The sequence below is a fragment of the Streptomyces sp. NBC_00385 genome (assembly GCF_035917155.1).
GTDB classification, from domain to species: domain Bacteria; phylum Actinomycetota; class Actinomycetes; order Streptomycetales; family Streptomycetaceae; genus Streptomyces; species Streptomyces poriferorum.
This window is the reverse complement of the sequence record NZ_CP107951.1, coordinates 2,665,408-2,688,150: the sequence shown is the minus strand read 5'-3', so window position 1 is coordinate 2,688,150 and position 22,743 is coordinate 2,665,408. Positions and strand designations below refer to the sequence as shown.

Sequence of the window (22,743 nt, the reverse complement as noted above, 5' to 3'; positions counted from 1 at the left end):
ACGGACGGAGCTGCCCTGTGGACAACTTCCGCGGCCGCCCCTTCCGACCTGGCAGCATGGCGGGGTGACATCAGCAACGCATTCCACCCTCTTCCCCCAGGTCCCCGACACCGCCGACGCCGTCCTCGACGGGCTCGACCCCGAGCAGCGCGAGGTCGCCGAGGCCCTGCAGGGCCCGGTGTGCGTGCTGGCCGGAGCCGGTACGGGCAAGACGCGGGCCATCACGCACCGCATCGCGTACGGGGTGCGCGCGGGGATACTCCAGCCGACGAGTGTGCTTGCCGTCACGTTCACCAACCGCGCCGCCGGTGAGATGCGCGGGCGCCTGCGCCAGCTCGGCGCGGGCGGGGTGCAGGCACGGACCTTCCACTCCGCGGCGCTGCGTCAGCTCCAGTACTTCTGGCCGAAAGCAGTCGGTGGTGATCTGCCCCGGCTGGTGGAGCGCAAGGTCCAGCTGGTCGCCGAGGCGGCGGCCCGCTGCCGCATCCGGCTCGACCGCAACGAGCTGCGCGATGTCACGAGCGAGATCGAGTGGGCCAAGGTCACCCAGACCGTGCCCGCCGACTATCCGGCCGTGGTCGCCAAGTCCCAGCGCGACGCCCCACGCGATCCCGCCGAGATCTCCCAGGTCTACGCGATGTACGAACAGCTGAAGCGCGACCGCACGGTGATCGACTTCGAGGACGTGCTGCTCCTCACCGTCGGCATCCTCCAGGACCGGCACGACATCGCCGACCACGTGCGGCGTCAGTACCAGCACTTCGTCGTCGACGAGTACCAGGACGTGAGCCCGCTCCAGCAGCGGCTCCTCGACCTCTGGCTCGGCGACCGGGACAACCTCTGCGTCGTCGGCGACGCCAGCCAGACGATCTACTCCTTCACCGGAGCCACCCCCGACCACCTGCTCAACTTCCGCACCCGCCACCCCCGGGCCACCGTGGTCAAGCTCGTCCGCGACTACCGCTCCACACCCCAGGTCGTCCATCTGGCCAACGGGCTGCTCTCGCAGGCCCGCGGCCGGGCCGCCGAGCACCGGCTCGAACTGGTCTCGCAGCGCGAGCCCGGCCCCGAACCCGCCTACCTGGAGTACGCGGACGAGCCCGCCGAGGCCGAGGGCACCGCACGCCGTATCCGGGATCTGATCGCCGCCGGTGTCCCGGCCGGTGAGATCGCCGTGCTCTACCGGGTCAACTCCCAGTCCGAGGTCTACGAGCAGGCCCTCGCGGACGCGGGCGTGCCGTACCAGCTCCGGGGCGCGGAGCGGTTCTTCGACCGTCCGGAGGTGCGGGAGGCGGGCGTCGCCCTGCGCGGAGCGGCCCGGGCGGGGGGCAACGACTCCCTGCTGGACGATGCGGAGGGGCTGCCCTCCGAGGTGCGGGCGGTGCTCTCCACCAAGGGGTGGAGCAGCGAACCGCCCACCGGTTCGGGAGCGGTGCGCGACCGCTGGGAGTCGCTGGCCGCCCTCGTCAGGCTGGCCGAGGACTTCGAACAGGCCAGGCCGGGCGCGACACTGTCCGACCTGGTCGCCGAACTGGACGAGCGGGCCGCCGCCCAGCACGCCCCCACCGTCCAGGGAGTCACCTTGGCCTCGCTGCACTCGGCGAAGGGCCTTGAGTGGGACGCCGTGTTCCTGGTCGGGCTGACCGAGGGCATGATGCCGATCACCTACGCGAAGACGGACGAGCAGATCGAGGAGGAGCGCCGGCTGCTCTACGTCGGCGTCACCCGCGCCCGTTTCCATCTCTCGCTGTCGTGGTCGCTGGCCCGCTCACCCGGTGGCCGGGCCGGCCGCAGGCCGAGCCGGTTCCTGAACGGGCTGCGCCCCGGTTCGGCGGCGCTCGGCGGCCGGGCGACGGCAGGCGGCAGCGGCGGGATCGAGCGCCCGGCCGTGGCCCGCCGCAAGCGGCGCGGGCCCGCACTGTGCAGGGTCTGCGGCAAGACGCTGACGGATGCCGGCGAGATGAAGCTGATGCGCTGCGACGACTGCCCGTCCGACATGGACGAAGCGCTCTACGAGCGGTTGCGCGACTGGCGTGCGGCGCGAGCGCAGGACATCGGCCAGCCCGCGTACTGCGTGTTCACCGACAAGACACTGATGGCCATCGCCGAGGCGGTGCCAGGCACCGAGGGCGAACTGGCCGGGATCTCCGGGGTCGGCGCGCGGAAGCTGGGCCGGTTCGGTGCCGCGGTCCTGGACATTTGCGCAGGTGGGGACGGGATTGAGGAGCCCGGGGCGGCCGACGAGGAGATGTGAGAAAAACTCGTCGAAAAAATAGTTTGCGCCCGCCCCAGTCATCACCATAGGTTCTTAACCACGGGAACAGCGACTTCTCTGAAGCCCTGACCCTGTGCTGTACTTATCCGAATACGTAGGACCGGTTCGGCCGGTCCCCAGAGACGCCGAGAGGAGGCGATTGAAGTGATCAGCATCATCGAGACCAACAAAATGACCGATCTCTCGGTCGTCTCCGCCTGCTCGCTCGGCCTCGCCTGCTCTTCGGATTCCTCGCTTCGTGGCACCGGTATGTCCGGCATTTCCGCCGTCAGCCCGCTGCCTCTGGCCGGCCTTCCTGTGCGGGAGCGCAATGAGCGACCGGCTCTGGCACCGGCAGCAGCAGTAGCGAAGGGACAGGCCCAGGCCTATGCCTTTGCGGCCGTCGGTGCGGGAGCGGAAGCCGGAGCCAAGAAGACGACGCACCACCACACGATGTGGGCCTTCCGTGGGCCTGAACCCTGGAGTGATCCAGTCTGATCGACGATCGGACCGGCGCCTTCAGGGCCGCGGAACCCCACTCGGGATCCGCGGCCCTTTTGTTTTGTCCGAACGGACGAGACAGCGCGAAGGAGCCTCGGGACAAGCAAGACCTGGTACCAGCCGCCCCCGGCCAACAGGCCGGAAACGACCAGACGAGGACACCACCACCGTGCAACTCGAAGCGCACGCCCCGTCCGTACCGCCTTCCGACACGATCCCCCCGCCCGGCCTCACGGAGGACTCCACCTTGATCCCCCTCACCGCGCTCACCGCGCTCGACGACGCCATCGAGAACCTCGGCGTGCCCGTCCCCTGCCGTTCCTACGACCCCGAGGTCTTCTTCGCCGAGTCGCCGGCCGACGTCGAGTACGCCAAGTCCCTCTGCCGCACCTGTCCGCTCGTCGAGGCCTGCCTCGCCGGCGCCAAGGAGCGCCGCGAGCCGTGGGGCGTCTGGGGTGGCGAGCTCTTCATCCAGGGCGTCGTCGTCGCTCGCAAGCGGCCGCGTGGCCGTCCCCGCAAGAACCCGGTCGCGGCGTGACCGCCGACCTGGGGGTCATGGCCCCCAAGCCCATGAAACGCATCGGAACCATCGACCGTCCCCTGACCCACGACCCCCGAAACCAGGCACCAATGACCATCCCCACGAGGGAGCCCGTCGGCTCCGCGACCCCGGACGTCACCATCATCGGCGCGAACGACTCGCGTCAGAACAGGACCCGCGAGATGCAACTCATCCCAGAAGCCCTGGCTCGTGCGCATATGCACGACCGCCTGCGGGAATCCGCCGCGGAGCGTCAGGCCGTGCGCCTGATCACCGCGCGGCGGATGCAGCGCCGGGCCGAGCGCGCCTCGATGCGCGCCCGCCGTGCGCTGGCCATGGCGGTCATGCACTGAACCCAGCAGTACCGCACGCCGGCAGTATCCGCCGGGGGCAGCCGCTCTCTGTTCCCCGGCAAGCAGGACCCATATCCGTACCCCTGTCGCGGGGCCGGTCCACACGGACCGGCCCCGCGGCCGTGCTCCGGCCGGTGCCGCTGATGGCACCGGCGCCGCGCCGGATCCTCACTGGGGAGTTATCGTCACGAGGTGGACGAGGAGACGCATCGCTCCGGACCGGGCGGCACCGCCGACGTCGTGTGCGCCCTGTGCGGCGCCCGCGCCGGGAGCGAGAACGCACCGCCGACCTGGCTCTGTTCCGTGGAGAACGGCAGTCGTCACTACTTCTGCGACGACTGCGCCCGCACCCACATCCGGGCCATCGAGGGCCGCCTCGACTCCGCCTGGTGGTGACGCCGATGGTGTCCCTCCCCGGCGGGCAGGCGGGACTCCTGGAACACGCGCTAGGTGTACTGCCCTGTGATGTCCGCGGGAGCCGCGGCGCCGTCCATCGCCTCGTCCTCCGCCGTCACTTCACACGCCGTCGGTCCGTCCTCGGGGGATGCCTCCTCGGCCGGCGACGCCTGCTCCTCTTCCTCCACCGGAAGGAACCCCGGGAGCCAGGAATCCAGTTCCTCCCGCAGCCGGACCGTGGCGCCGAGCTGGCACAGCACCCCGATCGTGCTCAGCGTCACCCGGTGTATCAGCAGGTAGGCGGGCGGCAGGTTCAGTTGCTTTCCCAGCTGATGAGCGGGGGACCGCGGGTCCGCTATACGGGCGGCCTGGTTGCGCATCCAGGACCGGCTGAAGGTGAACTCGTCCACCTCGGCCGGTTCGATGATCGGAAGGAGGTAGTCGAGGACGGCGTCCGGTGCGAGGTCGATCGAGTCCTTGACGAATCCTTCCTCACGGAGCAGTTCGTACACGGAGTCCGCATCTCCCTGGAGCGTCAGCCGCAAGGAGTCCCCGATGGTCTGCGGCAGTCCTCCCGGCAGCCGGTCCACCGTGCCGAAGTCCAGTACCCCCAGGCGCCACCGTTCCGTGCCGGCCTCCGCGGCACCGTCGTCCTCACCGGCTTCGCCGTCCGTCGCGAACGCGGGGTCCGCGGGCAGCAGCCGGAAATTTCCGGGGTGCGGGTCCGCGTGCAGCAGCCCGGTGCGTGCGGGCCCGGAGAACAGGAACCTGGCCAGCAGCTGTCCGGCCCGGTCCCGTTGTTCCGGGGTTCCGGCGGCGATCACATCGGCCAGCGGCACACCGCCGATCCATTCGGTGACCAGCACCTGATCGGCCTGGTGGACCACCCCGGGGACCACCACATCGGGGTCGTCCGCGAACTCCTCGGCGTGTGCCCGCTGCGACTGCGCCTCCTGCTCGTAGTCCAGTTCCTCCGACACCCGGTCCCGCAGCTCCGTGATCAGCGGCTTGATGTCCATGCCGGGAACCAGCGGGCCGAGCAGCCGGGCGAACCGGCTGAGTTGGGTCAGGTCCGAGAGGAGCGCCTCGCCCGCGCCCGGGTACTGCACCTTCACCGCGACGTCCCGGCCGTCGTGCCACACCGCCCGGTGCACCTGCCCGATCGAGGCGGCCGCCGACGGCTTGTCCTCGAACTCCAGGAACAGCTCACGCCAGTCCTCGCCGAGCCGCTCCGCCAGCACCGCGTGGACCGTGGCGATCGGCAGGGGAGGGGCGGCTTCCTGGAGCTTCGTCAGGGCCGCACGGTAGGGACCCGCGACCTCTTCCGGGAGAGCGGACTCGAAGACGGACAGGGCCTGCCCGAGCTTCATGGCCCCGCCCTTCAGCTCGCCGAGCACCTTGAAGAGCTGATCGGCGGTGCGCTGCTGCACTTCGCGGGCCACCAGTTCCGCGGACTTTCCGCCGATGCGCTTTCCCAGCCCCCACGTGGCACGGCCGGCGAACCCCAACGGCAGCGCGGCCAGCTTGGCGGTTCGGGTGACCGCCTTCCGGGGAAGATCAGACATATGCCCCTCCAAATCCCAGACTGCCGCGCTGCGTGCGGCGGTTACCCGGCCATTGTGTCGTGCGCCGTGCCGGCCCCGGAGGTGCGCACCCCCTCAGTGTGCCCACCCGCTCCGCAGGAACAGCCGACGTGTGCCCCGATCTGCTCCGACCGCCAGTCCAACAGCGGCAGTGCCGCCTCCCAGCGGGCCCCGGTACTGGCCGGCAGTTCGCCGTCGAGGAAGGCCAGCGCGTGGGACGCCGCAAGTCCCGCCACCGCTGTCGCCAGACCCAGATCGCAGGCCTGCACGGCGGTCCGCCGCCCCGACTGCCACTGAGCCAGCATCCGCGGCCACTGCTGGTCCCTGTCGCGCCGGTTCAGATCGAGGCAACCCGCACAGGCGGTGCCTCCCGGCAGCACCAGCGGTCCGACGAACCCGGTTGCCTCGATGACTCCGGCATAGAGATGGGGTGTGCCCGAGGCGATCCACGGCTCGGCGGTACGCGGATCGGGGACGTAGCCGGTCAGGCCGTCGCGAGGGGCGACGACGATCAGGGACAGGCCGGGTTCCCCACCGGCGCGTCCGGCCTCAGGCGGCACGCTCCGGGGTGCAGGACCGGGGGAGGAGCGGCGGACCAACTGTCGCGCCGCCGAGTCCCGGCGCTCGCCGACCGCAGAGGCCGGCAGGCCTCCGGGCGACACATCGCACGGTTCGGCGCATCCGCCGTCCAGGACCTCCACCCGACCCACCCCCGACCCGGAAAGCACTGCCGCGATCGCCGCTCCGACCCGGCCGGCTCCTCGCACCTGGACACGCATGGAGCGGCGGGCCGCCAGCCGCCGCAGCCCTCCGCCCGGTTCGGGATGGACCACGGAGAGTGACGCCAGGTCTGGCCGGTGACGTTCCAGCACGTCTGCCCGGTTCCGTAGCGCGTCGGCTTCCGGGCCGCCCGCCCGGACATCGTCGACGAGTCCCGCGTCCATCAACCGCGCCACGACTGTGTCCACTTGATGGTCGCTCAGGTCCAGCGCCCTGGCCTCTGCGCGCAGCAGGGACATCCCGCGCGTACCGTCGAGCAGTTCCAGGAAACAGCCGGTCGCGATATCCATCGGGCCGACCTTGACCGCATGTGCGGGCGTCACTCCGAATTGCACGGTGCCGCTGCCGCGCCATGCGCGGCGCAGTGCGGGCTTCAACATCGGATGCACGGCTTCCCCCGGTCTGTGTGGCTGTGTGAGATCCATTGCCAGAATGGGGTGCGCCGCGGAACCGTGCGAAAAGTTATCCACAGGCGGGGGGTATTAGTCGTTCAAATGGTGCAAGCCATGGGACGCATCATGTGCGAACCGTCCCGGAGGCGGGACTTCCCCCACTGACAGCGGGTAACGTCGTGGCGTGCCCGCCGACCCGTCACCCGGCTTCGCCGGGGAGACTTCCGCGCGCGGCGCCGGAACCCACCGGCGCAGTGCGGCCGACCATCCGCCCCGTGCCTCGGCGACGAGCGCGGTCGAGGTTCGCAGGAGCAACCGTCGTAGCAGAACGGTCTCCGCGTACCGGGAGGGCGACCGGACCATCGTGCTGATTCCCGCCCGGATGTCGGAGGCCGAGGAGCAGCGCTGGGTGAGCGTGATGCTCGACAAGCTCGCCGCCCAAGAGAACAAACGGATCCTCGGCGACAGTGAGCTCGCGGAGCGGGCGGAGCGTCTGTCCGCCCAGTATTTCCAGGGCAGGGCCCGGCCCGTCTCGGTCCGGTGGGTGACGAACCAGAACACCCGCTGGGGTTCGTGCACCCCGGCCGAGGGCAGCATCCGGCTCTCGCACCGTCTGCAGGGCATGCCGGAGTACGTCGTCGACTACGTGCTCGTCCACGAGTTGGCCCATCTCCTGGTGCCCGGGCACGGACCGCGGTTCTGGCGGCTTCTCGACGCCTACCCCCGTACCGAGCGGGCCCGGGGCTATCTCGAAGGAGTGGTGGCTGCCGACCGGCTGCCGCACCTGCCTGCCGCACGCGGTGAGTGACGCCTGCCGTACGCGTGGAGTGACGCCCCGCCGCGCGCGGTGAGTGACGTTCGCGATTTTGTACCGGGTCTGTACCGGCTTGGCCCAATGCCTGAGTTTGCGGTTAGCCTGACGCGACGCATTCACCTTCCGGATGGGGGACGGTCGTTACGCATGGCCAGGGAATTCCAACGCGGCCACAAGGCCAAGATCAGCGATCTCACGCCGGGGACGGACCTGTACGTAGGTGTGCAGATCGCCGGCCCGGGACTGACCTTTGACATCAGCTGCTTCGGCCTCGATGCCAATGAGCAGCTCTCCGACGACCGTTATTTCATCTTCTTCAATCAGCCGAAATCGCCCGAGGAGTCCATTCAGCTCCTCGGCACGCAGGCCGGTGACACGGAGTCGTTCCGCGTCACTCTGGACCGCATTCCGGCGAACATCCACAAGCTGTCCTTCACCGCGACGCTGGACGGTGCCGGACAGATGTCGCAGGTCGGTCCGGGGTACATCCGGATCGTCGCGGGTGGCGAGGAAGTCGTCAGGTACGCCTTCACGGGCTCGGAGTTCACCACCGAGCGCGCGGTGATGCTGGGTGACTTCTACCTCAAGGACGTCTGGCGGTTCGCCGCTGTCGGCCAGGGCTTCGACGGCGGCCTCGACGCGCTGCTGAAGAACTTCGGCGGCGAGGTCGCCGAGGAGGCCCCCGCCGCCCCCCAGCCGCAGTCCGCAGCCCCGTCGTTCGCCCCGCCCGCACAGGCGTCGGCCCCCGCGCCGTCCTTCGGCGCGCCGGCCGCACCGCAGGCCCCGCAGCCCGCGCCGTCCTTCGGCGCACCGGCGGCTCAGGCGCCTGCTCCCACGCCGCAGCAGCAGATGCACGCCGCGCCGACCATAGCGGCGCCGCTGGCTCCGCAGGGCGGCAGTGTGCCGCCGCCCGCACCCGCTCCTTACGGGCAGCCGGGGCAGCCGCCCCAGCAGCCGCAGTTCGGGCAGGTCCCGGCGCAGGCGCCCGCGCCGTTCGGACAGCAGGCCCCCGCGCCCTACGGGCAGCCCGCTCCGGCTCCGTACGGACAGCAGCCGCCGGGCGTCCCGCAGGGCGTGCCCCAAGGAGTGCCGCAGGCCGGGGCCGGCCTGCTGGCCGCGCTCCAGCCGTACAAGGAGACCGCCACCGGCCAGCGCTGGACCCCGCAGAACCAGCAGCTGATGCGCGTCGACCTCACCATGGGCGGAGCCGGAGTACTGGCCCGGCAGGGCAGCATGGTGATGTATCAGGGCAAGGTCGACTTCGGCTACAAGGGCGCAGGCTTCGCGGGCCGGATGGTCGGCAATGCCACCGGCCAGGAAATGCAGCTGATGCGCTGTACCGGCCGGGGACAGGTCTTCCTCGCCGAGGACGGCTCCCATCTGCACGCCATCGAGCTCCAGGGTGATGGCATCTGCGTCTCGGCGGAGAGCGTCCTCGCCTTCGACGAGTCGCTGCAGTACGAGGTCCGCCGGATCGAAGGCCATGGCATTCCCGGCGGCGCCCTGTTCACCATGCAGTTCCAGGGCACCGGCACCATCGTCGTCAAGACCCACGGTGTCCCCGTCGTCCTGCCGGTCACCCCGACCACCTTCGCCGACTGCAATGCCGTCGTGGCGTGGTCGGCCGCGTCCCAGGTGATCATCTCCAGCCAGGTCCGGCTGCGCCGCAACGCCTATCCCGGACACAGCGGGGAGACCGTGAACCTCCAGTTCCGGGGCGCTCCCGGCAACTTCATCGTCGTCCAGCCCTACGAGGTCTGAGGGAGCCCGTCATGAATCAGCAACTCGCGGGCTACGCCCCGACCCCCGTCACGGCCCGGATGGAGAACCACGGCCATTCGATGCTGAAGGTCGCCATGGCGACCGGCCAGGACCTGTACGCGCGCACCGGTTCGATGGTGGCGTACGAGGGCTTCATCCAGTACGAGCCCAACCCGCCGGCCGTCCGCCAGATCGCCTCGCAGTGGATCACCGGTGAGGGCGCGCCCCTGATGAAGTGCGCCGGTGACGGGCTTCTCTACCTCGCCGACTACGGCGCCGATGTGGTTGTCATCAATCTCAACAACGACTCCCTCTCGGTGAACGGCACCAACGTGCTCGCCTTCGACGGTCACCTCACCTGGGGCGTCGAAAGGGTCAAGGGGCTGGCCAAGTTCGCCGGCCAGGGCCTGTGGAACGTCTGCATCTCCGGCACCGGCTGGGTCGCGATCACCTCGCGCGGCACGCCGATCGTCGTCGACTGCGGACGCGGCGAGGACGAGACGTACGTCGACCCGGACGCCCTCGTGGCGTGGTCCCCGAACCTCAAGGTGAAGGGCAAGCGCAGCTTCAAGGCCTCCTCGCTCATCGGGCGGGGCAGCGGCGAGGCGTTCCAGATGGCCTTCTCCGGCCAGGGGATCGTCGTCGTGCAGCCGAGCGAGGACAGTACCGACCGCCTGCGGGTCCGGAACTGACGGGGAGGGAGAACACACCATGCAGAGTCCGCTTTTCAGCTATACGGAACAGCAGTCCCAGGAGCGGTACACGGTCCAGAACCCGCAGCTCCTGCGGGTCTCGCTGACCGGCCACGACGACGTCCTCGCCCGCAAGGGGGCCATGGTCGCGTACCAGGGTCTGATGGAGTTCGACGGCGAGTACCAGTCGCACGGACAGCGCCGCGCCCGCGCCAGCACGGGTGAGGGCCTCGACCTGATGCGCTGCTCCGGGCAGGGCACGGTCTACCTCGCCAACCTCGCGCAGTACGTCCACGTGGTGGACGTCGACCGCGACGGTCTGACGGTGGACAGCTCCTACGTCCTGGCGCTCGACTCGTCCCTCCACACCGAGGTCATCGCGGTGGACAGCCAGTACGGCATCTCGGGCACCGGCAAATACCAGCTCAACATCTCCGGCACCGGCAAGGTCGCGCTGATGACCTCCGGTCAGCCGCTGATGATGCAGGTGACGCCTGACAAGTACGTCAACGCGGACGCCGACGCGATCGTCGCCTGGTCCAGCTCCCTGCGGGTGCAGATGCAGGCCCAGACGCACTCCTCGGGTGTCTTCCGCCGGCGTGGCAACACCGGCGAGGGCTGGGAGCTCAGCTTCCTCGGCCAGGGCTTCGCCCTGGTGCAGCCGAGTGAGGTGCTGCCGCCGCAGAGTGCGCAGATCGGCCAGGGACTGGGTGCCCAGTACGGCATGGGGCAGCATGGATCCCACGCCCAGAACCAGAACAACGCCTGGAACTGAGCCGGACCACCCGCCTTTGTGTACGAGGGGTGAGACGGGCCCGGCACCATGACGGGTAAGGGGCGGCCTCTCTGGAGGCCGCCCCTTACCCGTACCGCCCGCTCCCGGTTACCGGCCGGCGTCCAGAGCGGCGCGCGTGCGTTCCAGCAGGCGGACGACCGAGGAGTCGGCGACCTCGGCGACCTCGTCGTAACGGAACCAGCGCAGATCGAGGGACTCCTCGCTGATCCGTTCCGCCGCGCCCGACGGCGCCAGCGCCGCGTACTGGACGTCCAGGTGCCAGTGACACGGTGCGGGGATCGGATGACGGTCCAGGACCACAGGTCCACCCGCCAGCAGGGTCAGCCCGGCGATGCCGGACTCCTCCGTCGCCTCACGCAGCGCGGCGGCGGCCACGGTGGCGTCGCCGGGCTCGCAGTGGCCACCCATCTGCAACCACATCCGCAGCTTCCGGTGCAGCGTGAGCAGCACCCTGCCGCCCTCCGGATCGACGACCAGGGCGCTGGCCGTCAGATGTCCGGTGCCGCAGGCCTTCCACATGCCGTCGGGATGCAGCGCCAAGTGGTCCAGATATGCCTGGCGCAGCTCCTCCTGGGCGGCGTCCGCGCCGGTGCCGTAGCCCTTCAGTACGCGGACGGCGTCGTCGTGCAGGCTCACTTGTCGGTGTCGTCCTTGCTGTCGTCGCCCTCGGACCCGGTGCCCTCGGTCCCGCTGCCGCCGTCGGCCACGTCGGTGCCAGGAGCGGGATTCTGCGGCCCGTTCGCCGCCTCGCCGAGCATCTTGTCCAGCTCGGAGAAGTCCAGCTGCTCGTGGTGGACGAATCCGTCCGGATCGTCCAGGTCGTGGGCGGTGGGCAGCATGTCGGGGTGCTCCCACAGCGCGTCGCGGCCGTCGAGCCCCCGCGCGTCCGTGAGCGAGGCCCACAGCCGCGAGGCATCACGCAGCCGGCGCGGACGCAGCTGGAGACCGATGAGCGTGGCGAACGTCTGCTCGGCGGGACCGCCGGAGGCGCGGCGCCTTCGCATCGTCTCGCGCAGCGCGTCGGCGGAGGTCAGCCGGGACTTCGCGGCCTCGTGGACCACGGCGTCCACCCAGCCCTCGACGAGCGCGAGCGCCGTCTCCAGACGGGCCAGGGCGGCCTTCTGCTCCGGGGTGTCCTCCGGCTGGAACATGCCCTGCTGAAGGGCGTCCTGCAGCTGCTCCGGGTTCGACGGGTCGAACTGGCCGACCACGTCTTCCAGCTTGCTGGTGTCGACCTTGATACCGCGCGCATAGCCTTCGACCGCACCGAACAGATGCGAGCGCAGCCACGGAACATGGGCGAAGAGCCGCTGGTGAGCGGACTCGCGCAGGGCCAGGTACAGCCGCACCTCGTCCTGCGGCACGCTCAGGTCCTTGCCGAACCGCTCCACGTTCAGCGGAAGGAGCGCGGCCTTTCCGGCCGGTCCGAGCGGCAGCCCGATGTCGGTGGAACCGACCACCTCGCCGGCGAGCACCCCGACGGCCTGTCCGATCTGCTGGCCGAACATCGCACCGCCCATCGACCGCATCATGCCGATCAGCGGGCCCGCCATCGCCTGCATCTCCTCGGGCAGCACATCACCCATGGCGAGGCCGACACGCTCGGCCACCGGGTCGACCAGCTTCTGCCAGGCGGGGAGGGAGGCCTCCACCCATTCGGCACGGCTCCACGCCACGGTCGAGACGGAACCGGAGGGCAGCGACGTCACGCCGTCCAGCCAGAGGTCCGCCAGGCGCAGTGCCTCGTCGACCGCTGCACGCTCGGACGGGCCGACGCTCGCGTCCTTGGTGCCGTCGGGAGTGCCCTGCGAGACCGTCTGGCGGGCGATCTGCTTGGCCATGTCCCAGTTCACGGGACCGCCCTCGTAGCTCAGCATCTGGCCGAGCTGCTGGAAGGCGGCGCCCAGGTCGTTCGGGTTCATGGAGCCGAACATGGCGGCGAAGGGGTTGTCACCGCCCGCGCCGGGGCCGAAACCGAACGGGTTCGCCGGACCGCCCGAGCCCTGCCCACCTCCGGTGGGGTCGTTCTTCTTGCCCTTGTCGCCGTCGTCCGGCTCCTCCGGCGGAACGCCGAATCCGAATGGGGTGTCACTCACGGGTTTCCTCGGCTCGTAGGGCCGCCGGCTCGAACCGACGGCGACTGCCCGACATCACCATCCAGCGTAGACACCAAGTCCACTCAGGGCCTCAGTGCTCCGCCTGCTCCCGGCCTGCGGCAGGATGGACGCCACCTGGTACGTACGCGTCATTCGGGTACGTACTGAAGACAACCGCTGGAGACGCCCGGTGAGTTCCCCAGATCCGCAGGTTCGCGCAGCGCGAAACCTGGCTGACCCTTCGCCTGAGAACAAGCCTGAGAACAAGCCTGAGAACAAGCCTGAGAACAAGTTCGAGAACACGTCCGAGAACAAGGCTGAGGACAAGCCTGAGAACACGGCCGAGGACAGAACCCAGAGCGAGCCCGTCCGCAGCCGCTCCAGAAGCCGCGGCCCCGTCGTGGCCGTCACCGGAGCCGCGACGGGTGTCGGTGAGCTGCTCACGGCACGACTGGCGGCCTCCGAGGAGATCAAGCAGGTCATCGCCATCGACGAGCGCCGCGGCGAGGTGTCCGAGGCGACGTGGCACGTTCTCGACGTGCGCGACCCGGCGATCGCGGAGAAGCTGCGCGGCGCCGACGTGGTGGTCCACCTGGCGCTCGATCTCGACCTGGAGACCGATCCCGCCGCCCGTACCGCGTACAACGTGCGCGGCACCCAGACCGTGCTGACCGCGGCCGCGGCCGTCGGCGTCCACCGGGTCGTGCTGTGCACCTCGGCGATGGTCTACGGCGCGCTGCCCGACAACGACGTCCCGCTCGCCGAGGACGCCGAGCTGCGCGCCACGGCCGAGGCGACCGGCGTCGGCGACCTGCTGGAGATCGAACGGCTCGGCCGCCGCGCGCCCCGCGCCCACCCCGGGCTCCAGGTCACCGTGGTCCGTCCCACCGTGCTCGTCGGCGGTACGGACACGGCCCTGACCCGGTACTTCGAGTCGCCGCGCCTTTTGGTCGTCGCCGGGTCGCGCCCCACCTGGCAGTTCTGCCACGTCGACGACCTGGTCACGGCGCTGGAGTACGCCGCGCTGGAGAAGATCGACGGAGAGTTCGCGGTCGGCTGCGACGGCTGGCTCGAACAGGCGGAGGTCGAGGAGCTCAGCGGAGTCCGCCGGATGGAACTTCCGTCGGCCGTCGCACTCGGGGCCGCCGCCCGGCTGCACCGGATCGGTCTGACCCCGTCTCCTGCGGGCGACCTGGCGTACACGATGCATCCCTGGGTGGTGAGTGTGAGCAGGCTCCACGATGCGGGCTGGCGCCCGAGCTGGACGAACGAGGAGGTGCTCGCCGCACTCCTCGAAGAGGTCGAGGGACGTCACACCGTGGCCGGTCGCCGGCTCGGCCGCAAGGACGCGACCGCGGCCGGAGCCGCCGGTGCGACCGTGGCGCTGCTCGGCACCGCGGCCCTGGTACGCCGTGCCCGCAAGGCCCGCCGCCGCTTCTAGTGCTCCCCGCCGGCACCGCGCGCCGGGAAGGGCGCCGAAAGGGCGCCGGAGGAGCAGCGGAAGGGCGGCGCCGGAAGGGGACCGGGCCGCGTCCGGCGTCGCACTGGGTGGCGGGAGCCCGGCGCCTGTAGGAGGCTCCAAGGCCGCCGGCGCCCCGCCGGGTGAAAGCCGCATTCCGCGATGCCGTGGCGGTACGGCACGATGGCTGTCATGGCACCCACGTACGATCACCCCGGCGAGCAGGCCGCACAGGACCCCATCCGGCTGCTGGAGATCCGCGACACACCGCTGTCCGTGGACGAGGTCTTCCGCGCCGTCGGCGACGAGGCGGCGGGCGGCACCGCGCTCTTCGTCGGCACCGTGCGCAATCACGACAACGGCCAGGACGTCGGGGCGCTGGGCTATTCGTGTCACCCCTCGGCGCAGGACGAGATGCGCCGGGTGGCGGAGAAGGTCGTCGCCGGGTTCCCGGTCCGGGCGCTGGCCGCCGTCCACCGGGTGGGTGAACTGGCGGTGGGCGATCTCGCGGTGGTGGTGGCCGTCTCCTGCCCGCACCGCGCAGAGGCCTTCGAGGCCTGCCGCAAGCTCATCGACGACCTCAAGCACGAGGTTCCGATCTGGAAGCACCAGCAGTTCTCCGACGGTACGGAGGAGTGGGTCGGCGCCTGCTGAGACGGCTGCTGTGACGGCTGCTGAGCTCAAACCGCCCGGCGGGCTTCCACCCCGATTTGCGTAACCCCACCCCTGCCATGAGCGTTGGTCCTGCGGATGGTTAATCTGCTGATCGTTCCGTTGCGGTCGCTCATGGGGCAGGGAGGTCGTCATGGCAGCACTCGCCTGGTTGTTGATTCCGCTTTTTGCTGCGCTCGGTGCTGCGATATGGGGAAGCTGGGCTGCCCGTAATCGCACGACCGGCGATGTCACCGAGCTCGCCGGCTATGCCCGGTTCCGTGAGGCGATGGAGCGCTCGCACTCCGCTTCGGAGCCGGTCGAGCAGATATCGAACGTCTGACGCCGCACCGGTCGTACGCAGTCGCCAACCCGCTGACCGGTAGCCTCCGGTTCCGCCGCCCGGCCTCCTCGCCACGCCCGGCCGCGGCCCTCGTACGGACCGGCCCCGACGGTGCACTGACAGGCCCTTCCCGTACTGTCGTTCCATGCCACGCCGCACCGCGACGATGCTCGCCTCCACCCTGATCCTGATCGCGCTGCTCTGCGCAGGCGTGCTGATCAAAGTGCCGTACTCGGAGATGTCCCCCGGGCCGACCGTGAACACGCTCGGCAAGGTCGGCGGGGAGCCCGTTCTGCAGATCACCGGGCACAAGACGTACGAGACGTCCGGCAATCTCAACATGACGACAGTCAGGGTCACCGGCGCCGACTACAACATGAACCTCATCGAGGCCGTCTACGGATGGCTGGGCCACGACAGTGTGGTCGTCCCGCACGACACGCTCTACCCGGACGGAAAGACCGAGGAGCAGTCGACGCAGGAGAACGCCGAGGAGTTCAGCCAGTCCCAGGAGAGCGCCAAGGTCGCGGCCCTCACCGAGCTGGGCATCCCGGTGTCCTCGCGGGTCGTCGTCTCCACGGTCCTCAAGGACAGTCCCTCACAGGGGGAGCTGCACGCGGGCGACGTGATCAAGGCGGTCGACGGTACGGCGGTCGAGCAGCCCGAGGACGTGGCGAAGCTCGTCACCAAGCACAAGCCCGGCCAGGACGTCACCTTCACGGTCATCCCGGCCAAGACCGCGGCGGCGGCCGAGAAGGCCGGCAAGGAGCCCGAGGGCACCGAGAAGATCACCATCACCACGGAGAAGGCCCCCAAGGAGAACCGGGCGATCGTCGGCATCCAGGCGGGGACGGACCACACCTTCCCGTTCGAGATCGACATCAAGCTCGCCGATGTGGGCGGTCCGAGCGCCGGTCTGATGTTCTCCCTCGGCATCGTCGACAAGCTGACCCCGGGGCAGCTGACGGGCGGCAAGTTCATCGCGGGCACCGGGACGATCGACGACAAGGGCAAGGTCGGACCGATCGGCGGGATCAACATGAAGCTCGTCGGCGCACGCGACGCGGGCGCACGCTACTTCCTGACCCCCGACGACAACTGCGAGGCGGCCGCCTCCGACACCCCGGACGGACTCACGCTGGTCAGGGTCAAGACCATCGACGACGCCAAGAAGTCGCTGGAGAAGATCCGCACCGGGGACGCGGCCGGACTGCCGAGCTGCTCGACAGGCTGACCGCCTCCCCACCGGTGCGGGACGGCCGGGTCAGGACTCGAAGGTCGCGGCCAGCGCCTCGGCCAGCCCCGGTACCAGGCCGGCGCCGGTCAGCACGTCGTTCGGCGAGTCCTTCTCCCGCAGGCGTACGGCCGACTCGCGGGCGCCGTCCCGCAGGACCGCCACGGTCATCCGCACCTCCTGCCGGTCGGGGTGCTTGGCGACCCACTTGGTCAGCTGGGCATCGTTGAGACCTTCCGGTACGGAGGTCTCGGCGGACGGCGGCAGCATCAGCCGCTCGACCGTCATCGCGCACCCGACGACCGCGTCGGGCCAGGCGATCGTGGCGAGGAACTCGTCCAGTGCGGTACCTGCGGGAAGCTCCTCCTGCTCGATAGGGGTGAGTGCGGCGGCCTTCGAGCCGTCGTCGAGGCCGAGCTGAGCGGCGAGTCCGGGCTCCTGGACCCGCAGCCGTGCGGTGTCGACGAGGGCGAAGAGCCGGGCGGGCTGGTCCCAGCCGAGACCGGAGATGTACTCGTCGATTTCGAGCACGGCGACGGTGAGCGGGCTCGCGGCCATCGGAGGGCCTGAGGGGGAAACGTTGGGCATGGACAACATCCTGCCTCCTTCCGCCCCCGGAACGGGAACTAGGTAAAGCCTCAGTAAGTTGCATAGGTGGGCTCTACGATCGCTGGGCCCGCTCCACACGACCGCGAACTTCGAGGTGCGCACGTTGGCTTTCCAGATGCCGGACCGCGGCGGAGGCCCGACCGGGCCACGGATCAGAGTCGGCCGCCCGTCCCGGCGCGCCCGAACCCTGCTCATGACACTGGGCGTCCTGGCGGTCCTCGCCATGGCCTTCGTCATGTTCGCGGGGTTCTGGACGGACTGGCTCTGGTACAGGTCGGTCGCGTATTCATCCGTCTTCACCACCACCCTGTGGACCAAGATCGGCCTGTTCCTCGTCTTCGGACTGCTGATGGCCGTCGCCATCGGTGTGAACATCTGGCTCGCGCACCGGCTCCGGCCGCCGCTGAGCGCGATGTCGCTGGAACAGCAGAGCCTGGACCGCTACCGGATGAGTCTCGCCCCGTACAAGAAGTGGGTGCTGCTCGCGATCACCGCGCTCGTCGGTCTGATCGCCGGAGCATCCGCCTCCGGCCAGTGGCGTACCTGGCTGATGTACGTGAACGGGGTGTCGTTCGGTCAGAAGGACCCCCAGTTCCACCTGGACGTGTCCTTCTACGCCTTCGACCTGCCGTGGTACCGCTTCCTGCTGGGCTTCGGCTTCGCGGCCACGGTGCTCTCGCTGATCGCCGCCGCGCTGACCCACTACCTGTACGGCGGGCTGCGCATCACCAGCCCCGGCGCACGGGCGACGGGGGCGGCCACCGGCCATCTCTCGGTGCTGCTCGGCATCTTCGTCGCGCTGAAGGCCGTGGCGTACTGGCTCGACCGCTACGGGCTGGCCGTGAAGTCGAGCGACTTCAAGGCCACGGACAATTGGACGGGCCTGCGGTACGTCGACGCGAACGCCTATCTGCCGGCGAAGACCATCCTGTTCTGCATCGCCGCGATCTGTGCCGTGCTCTTCTTCGCGACGCTCTGGCGCCGCACCTGGCAGCTTCCGGTGATCGGGTTCGGGCTGATGGTCCTCTCCGCGATCCTGATCGGCGGGCTCTACCCGGCGATCGTGCAGAAGTTCCAGGTCCAGCCGAACGAGCAGGCCAAGGAAGCCCCGTTCATCCAGAAGAACATCAAGGCCACGCGTGACGCCTACGACATCGATGACGCGAAGGTCACCGACTACGCGGGCAAGTCCACGACGGACGACGACGCGAAGCTCCGCGCCAGCGCGGACGCCGCGGCCAGTTACCGGGTGATGGACCCCAACGTTGTCTCCCCGGCCTTCCAGCAGCTCCAGCAGAAGAGGAACTACTACCAGTTCCCCAAGACGCTGGACGTCGACCGCTACAAGGACGAGGCCGGCAAGGAGCAGGACACGGTCATCGGTCTGCGCGAGCTCAACCTCCAGGGCATCCCCAAGCGCAACTGGATCAACGACCACTTCACCTACACCCACGGCTACGGCGCGATCGCCGCCCGGGGCACCACCACCGGTACCAACCCGAAGGGGTCTCCCGACTTCACGGAGTCCGGCCTGCCGACCACCGGAGAGCTGGGCAAGTACCAGCAGGAGATCTACTACGGCGAGAAGACCGAGCAGTACTCCATCGTCGGCGGGCCCCAGAAGGAGCTCGACTACGAGGACGACGGCGAGAAGACCACCAGCTACAAGGGCAAGAGCGGCGTCAGTCTCTCCAACGCCTTCAACCGCGCCGCGTACGCGGTGGCCTTCAGCGAGCCGCAGATCCTGTACTCGGGAGCCATCGGCGAAGGTTCGCGGATCCTCTACAACCGCACGCCGAAGGAGCGCGTCGAGGCGGTCGCCCCGTGGCTGACCATCGACGGCGACGCCTACCCGGCCGTGGTCGGCGGGAAGATCCAGTGGGTCGTCGACGCGTACACCACGACGAACGGCTACCCGTACGCCTCGCGCACGACGCTCGGTGACACCACGGCCGACTCGCTGACCACCAACCAGCGCGCGGTCGTCGCCCAGCAGAATCAGGTCAACTACATCCGCAACTCGGTGAAGGCCACCGTCGACGCGTACGACGGCAAGGTCACGCTGTACGAGTGGGACACCGAGGACCCGGTCCTCAAGACCTGGCGCAAGGCGTTCCCCGGAACCGTGAAGTCCAAGGCGGACATTCCGCAGGACCTCATGGACCACCTGCGCTACCCGCAGGACCTGTTCAAGGTGCAGCGCGAGCTGCTCACCCGCTACCACGTCACGAGCCCCGCGCAGTTCTACAGCGGCAGTGACGCCTGGCAGGTCCCGGATGATCCGACCAACAAGGAGTCCGGTGCCGTTCCGCCGTACTACCTGAGCATAAAGATGCCGGATCAGGCGGCTCAGAAGTTCTCGCTGACGACGACGTTCACCCCCAAGGGACGACCCGACCTCGGGGCGTTCATGGCGGTGGACGCCGATGCTGCCAGCAAGGACTACGGCACGATAAGGCTGCTGAGAGTCACCACCACGGTGAAGGGCCCGGGCCAGGTACAGAGTGAGCTCAACGGCAACGACGACGTCGCCGAGTTCGTGAGAAACCTCAAGGGCACCGACTCCGACATCGAGTACGGCAACCTGCTCACGGTGCCGCTCGAAGGGGGCTTCCTCTACATCGAGCCGGTGTACACGCGCGGTGGCACGCAGAACTACCCGCTGCTGCGCAAGGTCGCCGCCTCGTACGGATCGAAGATCGTCTTCGAGAACAGCCTCGGTGAGGCGCTCAACGCGGTCTTCGGTGTGGACGGCTCCGATACGACCGAGCCACCGGCGGATACGACCGAGCCACCGGGCGACACCACCGAGCCGCCGGCCACCGGTGACGCCGCGCTGAAGAAGGCGATCGCCGATGCGCAGAAGGCCTACACGGCAGGCGAGACGGCCCTGAAGGAGCAGGACTGGACCGCCTACGGCAAGGCCCAGGAGGAGCTGCAGGACGCGCTGGAGCGGGCAGCTGCCGCCCAGCCCAAGTCCGGCAGTGCGAGCTCGACGGATGACCCGAAGAAGCCTGCGGCGTCGGCGAGTGCCGACAGCGGAGGCTGAGTAACTCGGTAAAGCTTCATCCCCGCGTCGTGGTACGGTTTGAACACAACGACGCGGGGTGGAGCAGCTCGGTAGCTCGCTGGGCTCATAACCCAGAGGTCGCAGGTTCAAATCCTGTCCCCGCTACTGAAAGACGAAGGCCCGGATCCTCCAGGGGATCCGGGCCTTCGTCATGTCGTGGTGACTTTATTGTGCAGTCTGCGTGAAGTGCGGTTCGTGGGGCGTTAGTTGGGCACGAGCGTGTTTGACTTGTCTCTCTGTGGGCATGTCGACAAAACGCTGTAGTGACCTCACTGGCCGCGATTTACCAGGTGTACGCGGGTTGCAGGTGGTGCGACGATGGTATTTATGGGGGACAGGGCAACTCTGTTGGAGACAGGGCGGTTTGTGCAGCAGCGCGTCCATCCGGCGGAAAAAGTGGCGGATGTGGCATTCGCCGCTGCCGCCGCGCAGTACAACGACCACATCGAGACCGCCGAGACTGCGGAGTGTGCCGCGACCGTCGACAGTGCAGAGACCGCAGAGACCGCCGACGGCGTGGAGAACGCCGAGAGTGCGGAGACCGCGGCGAGCGCGGACAACGCCGAGAGCGAGGCACGCCACCGCCGTGCCGCCGATGCCGGGGACACCGTTTCGATGAGCGTTCTCGGCGCGCTGCTGCTGCGCCGGGGAGACCTGAGCGGAGCCGAGGCGTACCTGCGCGGGGCCACCGCGGACGGCGACCGCGCAGCGGCCAACAACCTGGGCGTCCTGCTGCACCAGCGTGGGTACGCGGACGAGGCGGCCGGCTGGTGGCGCATCGCAGCCGTCGCCGGTTCCGCCGCGGCGGCGCACGCCCTCGGGCGCCACTACCGCGAGCGCGGAGACGAGCCCGGGGCCGAGTACTGGCTGCGCCAGTCCGCCGAGCAGGGCCACGCGCTGGGGGCGTACGCCCTGGCCGACCTGCTGGAACACCGCAGCGACGTGGGCGCTGAGCGCTGGCTGCGCGCCGCGGCCGAGCAGGGACACCGTGAGGCGGCGTACCGGCTGGCACGCATGCTGGAGCGCAACGCGACGGAGGACGCGCACGACGCGTTCGGCCGCCCCGGCCTGGGTCCCCGTACCGGACCCGAGTCCGAGGCGGGTGCCGGCGTGCGCCGGTCCGTCGTGCGCAAGGACGACAGCCCGGTCGCCGGCCCCGACGCCGGACGGATGGGCGAGGCCGAGCAGTGGTACCGGCAGTCCGCCGCACGCGGACACCGCCGTGCGGCGCTTCACCTCGGCGCCATCCTCGAACAGCGCGGCGACCTCAAGGAGGCCGGCCGCTGGTACCTCATCTCCGCCAAGGCGGGCGAGGCCCGGGCCGCCTGCGCGCTCGGCTTCCTGCTGCGCGACGCGGGCGACCAGGAGAGCGCCGCCGTGTGGTGGCTCCGGGCCGCCCAGGACGGCGACGGCAACGCCGCCAACGCGCTCGGCGCCCTGCACGCTGCCCGGGGCGAGCAGCAGACCGCCGAGCGCTGGTACCGCGCGGCGATGGACGCGGGCGACGTCAACGGCGCGTACAACCTCGGGCTGCTCTGCGCGGCCCAGGACCGTACTCCGCAGGCCGAGCAGTGGTACCGGCGCGCCGCCTACGCGGGCCACCGCGAGGCAGCCAACGCCCTGGCCGTGCTCCTGCTCCAGGCGGGCGACGCGACCGGTGCGGAGCCCTGGTTCTCCAAGGCGGCCGAGGCCGGCAGCGTGGACGCGGCCTTCAACCTCGGCATCCTGCACGCCGGGCGCGACGAGGACCGTACGGCCCTGCTCTGGTACGAGCGCGCCGCGGCGGCCGGCCACACCGAGGCCGCCCTCCAGGTCGGCATGGCGCTGCTGCACCACGGCCAGGAGCGCGAGGCCGAACGGCATCTGCGCTGCGCGGCGGGCGGCGGCAGCGCGGAGGCGGCCTTCCGGCTGGCCGGGCTGCTGGACGCGCGCCAGCCACCGCCCGGCCCTCCCGCGCTCGGCGAGCCCATGCCGGACAAGACCGAGTGCGAGGAGTGGTACGAGCGCGCCGCCGAGCAGGGACACCGCCGCGCCCAGGTCCGTGTCGGCATGCTGGCCGCGGCCCGGGGGGACGTGGAGAGCGCCGCCCGCTGGTACCGCGAGGCGGCCGAGGCGGGCAGCCGCAACGGGGCCTTCAACCTCGGACTGCTGCTGGCCCGCGAGGGCAGTGAGCGCGAGGCCGCGCTGTGGTGGAGCCGTGCCGCGGGCGACGGCCACGGGCGGGCCGCGCTGCGCCTCGCCCTGCTGGCCGCGCGCCGCGGTGAGCTCACCGAAGGGCAGCGGTGGTGCGCCCGCGCCGTCGAGCTGGGGCCGGCGGAGGTCGCGGAGCGCGCGGGACGCCTGCGTGAGGCGCTGCACCAGGAACTGACCGCGTAGCGGCGCGCCGGGCCCCCCGATGTCCCCCGCCCGGGCCCCCTC

General features: G+C 70.0%; 20 protein-coding genes and 1 tRNA gene. 16 read left to right on the top strand and 5 right to left on the bottom strand.

Annotated features, from left to right (window positions below; all coding sequences use genetic code 11):
• Positions 1 to 64: 64 nt before the first annotated feature.
• From OG959_RS11620 to OG959_RS11600, 5 genes are all read left to right on the top strand, one after another.
• The gene (locus tag OG959_RS11620; protein ID WP_326658076.1) at positions 65 to 2,254 is read left to right on the top strand and encodes an ATP-dependent DNA helicase UvrD2; all 2,190 of its coding nucleotides are present in this window, start codon (positions 65 to 67) and stop codon (positions 2,252 to 2,254) included.
• Between the two features lie 165 nt (positions 2,255 to 2,419).
• The gene (locus OG959_RS11615; protein ID WP_148020610.1) at positions 2,420 to 2,752 is read left to right on the top strand and encodes a hypothetical protein; all 333 of its coding nucleotides are present in this window, start codon (positions 2,420 to 2,422) and stop codon (positions 2,750 to 2,752) included.
• Between the two features lie 172 nt (positions 2,753 to 2,924).
• Positions 2,925 to 3,293 carry a WhiB family transcriptional regulator gene (locus OG959_RS11610; RefSeq protein ID WP_093549938.1) on the top strand — a complete coding sequence of 123 codons (369 nt, stop codon included), beginning with the start codon at positions 2,925 to 2,927 and terminating at the stop codon, positions 3,291 to 3,293.
• Between the two features lie 32 nt (positions 3,294 to 3,325).
• The gene (locus tag OG959_RS11605) at positions 3,326 to 3,649 is read left to right on the top strand and encodes a hypothetical protein (protein WP_148022160.1); all 324 of its coding nucleotides are present in this window, start codon (positions 3,326 to 3,328) and stop codon (positions 3,647 to 3,649) included.
• Between the two features lie 192 nt (positions 3,650 to 3,841).
• Complete coding sequence (locus OG959_RS11600) at positions 3,842 to 4,045, top strand: hypothetical protein (protein WP_326658075.1); 204 nt, start codon at positions 3,842 to 3,844, stop codon at positions 4,043 to 4,045.
• A gap of 50 nt (positions 4,046 to 4,095) precedes the next feature.
• Here the strand turns inward: OG959_RS11600 and OG959_RS11595 are convergent, their stop codons facing one another.
• Positions 4,096 to 5,610, bottom strand: coding sequence for an ABC1 kinase family protein (locus tag OG959_RS11595; protein ID WP_326658074.1), 1,515 nt, complete (start codon positions 5,608 to 5,610; stop codon positions 4,096 to 4,098).
• A 41-nt stretch (positions 5,611 to 5,651) separates the two neighbouring features.
• Positions 5,652 to 6,797, bottom strand: coding sequence for a ThiF family adenylyltransferase (locus tag OG959_RS11590; RefSeq protein ID WP_326658073.1), 1,146 nt, complete (start codon positions 6,795 to 6,797; stop codon positions 5,652 to 5,654).
• A 187-nt stretch (positions 6,798 to 6,984) separates the two neighbouring features.
• Between OG959_RS11590 and OG959_RS11585 the strand changes: the two genes are divergently transcribed.
• The 4 genes from OG959_RS11585 to OG959_RS11570 all read left to right on the top strand — a co-directional run bounded on the left by OG959_RS11585 (position 6,985) and on the right by OG959_RS11570 (position 10,842).
• Positions 6,985 to 7,608 (top strand): M48 metallopeptidase family protein, encoded by a 624-nt coding sequence (locus tag OG959_RS11585; protein WP_326658072.1) that lies wholly within the window; start codon positions 6,985 to 6,987, stop codon positions 7,606 to 7,608.
• Positions 7,609 to 7,761: 153 nt separating this feature from the next.
• A complete protein-coding gene (locus OG959_RS11580; protein ID WP_326658071.1) occupies positions 7,762 to 9,375 on the top strand; it encodes a TerD family protein in 1,614 nt (537 codons plus the stop codon).
• Between the two features lie 11 nt (positions 9,376 to 9,386).
• Positions 9,387 to 10,067, top strand: coding sequence for an AIM24 family protein (locus OG959_RS11575; RefSeq protein ID WP_148020615.1), 681 nt, complete (start codon positions 9,387 to 9,389; stop codon positions 10,065 to 10,067).
• Positions 10,068 to 10,086: 19 nt separating this feature from the next.
• Positions 10,087 to 10,842, top strand: a complete 756-nt coding sequence (locus OG959_RS11570) for an AIM24 family protein (RefSeq protein WP_326658070.1) — start codon at positions 10,087 to 10,089, stop codon at positions 10,840 to 10,842.
• Between the two features lie 108 nt (positions 10,843 to 10,950).
• Here OG959_RS11570 and OG959_RS11565 read toward each other — a convergent pair whose 3' ends face one another.
• A complete protein-coding gene (locus tag OG959_RS11565) occupies positions 10,951 to 11,499 on the bottom strand; it encodes an NUDIX hydrolase (protein ID WP_326658069.1) in 549 nt (182 codons plus the stop codon).
• Complete coding sequence (locus tag OG959_RS11560) at positions 11,496 to 12,959, bottom strand: zinc-dependent metalloprotease (RefSeq protein ID WP_326658068.1); 1,464 nt, start codon at positions 12,957 to 12,959, stop codon at positions 11,496 to 11,498. Before OG959_RS11560 ends, OG959_RS11565 begins: the two co-directional genes overlap by 4 nt.
• Before the next feature lie 190 nt (positions 12,960 to 13,149).
• On the opposite strand from OG959_RS11560, the gene OG959_RS11555 reads away from it, so the two are divergent.
• The 4 genes from OG959_RS11555 (at position 13,150) to OG959_RS11540 (ending at position 16,646) form a co-directional block, all read left to right on the top strand.
• Positions 13,150 to 14,400, top strand: a complete 1,251-nt coding sequence (locus tag OG959_RS11555; RefSeq protein WP_326658067.1) for an NAD-dependent epimerase/dehydratase family protein — start codon at positions 13,150 to 13,152, stop codon at positions 14,398 to 14,400.
• Positions 14,401 to 14,610: 210 nt separating this feature from the next.
• The gene (locus OG959_RS11550) at positions 14,611 to 15,072 is read left to right on the top strand and encodes a molybdenum cofactor biosynthesis protein MoaE (protein WP_326658066.1); all 462 of its coding nucleotides are present in this window, start codon (positions 14,611 to 14,613) and stop codon (positions 15,070 to 15,072) included.
• A gap of 151 nt (positions 15,073 to 15,223) precedes the next feature.
• A complete protein-coding gene (locus tag OG959_RS11545) occupies positions 15,224 to 15,412 on the top strand; it encodes a hypothetical protein (RefSeq protein ID WP_148020620.1) in 189 nt (62 codons plus the stop codon).
• Positions 15,413 to 15,557: 145 nt separating this feature from the next.
• Entirely contained in the window at positions 15,558 to 16,646 is a 1,089-nt protein-coding gene (locus OG959_RS11540; protein ID WP_326658065.1) for a YlbL family protein, read from the top strand.
• A 30-nt stretch (positions 16,647 to 16,676) separates the two neighbouring features.
• On the opposite strand, the gene OG959_RS11535 is transcribed toward OG959_RS11540, so the two are convergent.
• Positions 16,677 to 17,243: a PPA1309 family protein gene (locus OG959_RS11535; protein ID WP_236062997.1), complete on the bottom strand. Its 567-nt coding sequence runs from the start codon at positions 17,241 to 17,243 to the stop codon at positions 16,677 to 16,679.
• 127 nt (positions 17,244 to 17,370) lie between these two features.
• Here OG959_RS11535 and OG959_RS11530 point away from each other — a divergent pair, with 127 nt between their 5' ends.
• The 3 genes from OG959_RS11530 (at position 17,371) to OG959_RS11520 (ending at position 22,701) form a co-directional block, all read left to right on the top strand.
• Positions 17,371 to 20,304: a UPF0182 family membrane protein gene (locus OG959_RS11530; protein WP_326666333.1), complete on the top strand. Its 2,934-nt coding sequence runs from the start codon at positions 17,371 to 17,373 to the stop codon at positions 20,302 to 20,304.
• 52 nt (positions 20,305 to 20,356) lie between these two features.
• Positions 20,357 to 20,430, top strand: a tRNA-Met gene (locus OG959_RS11525).
• Positions 20,431 to 20,643: 213 nt separating this feature from the next.
• Positions 20,644 to 22,701, top strand: coding sequence for a tetratricopeptide repeat protein (locus OG959_RS11520; RefSeq protein WP_326658064.1), 2,058 nt, complete (start codon positions 20,644 to 20,646; stop codon positions 22,699 to 22,701).
• Positions 22,702 to 22,743 lie beyond the last annotated feature (42 nt).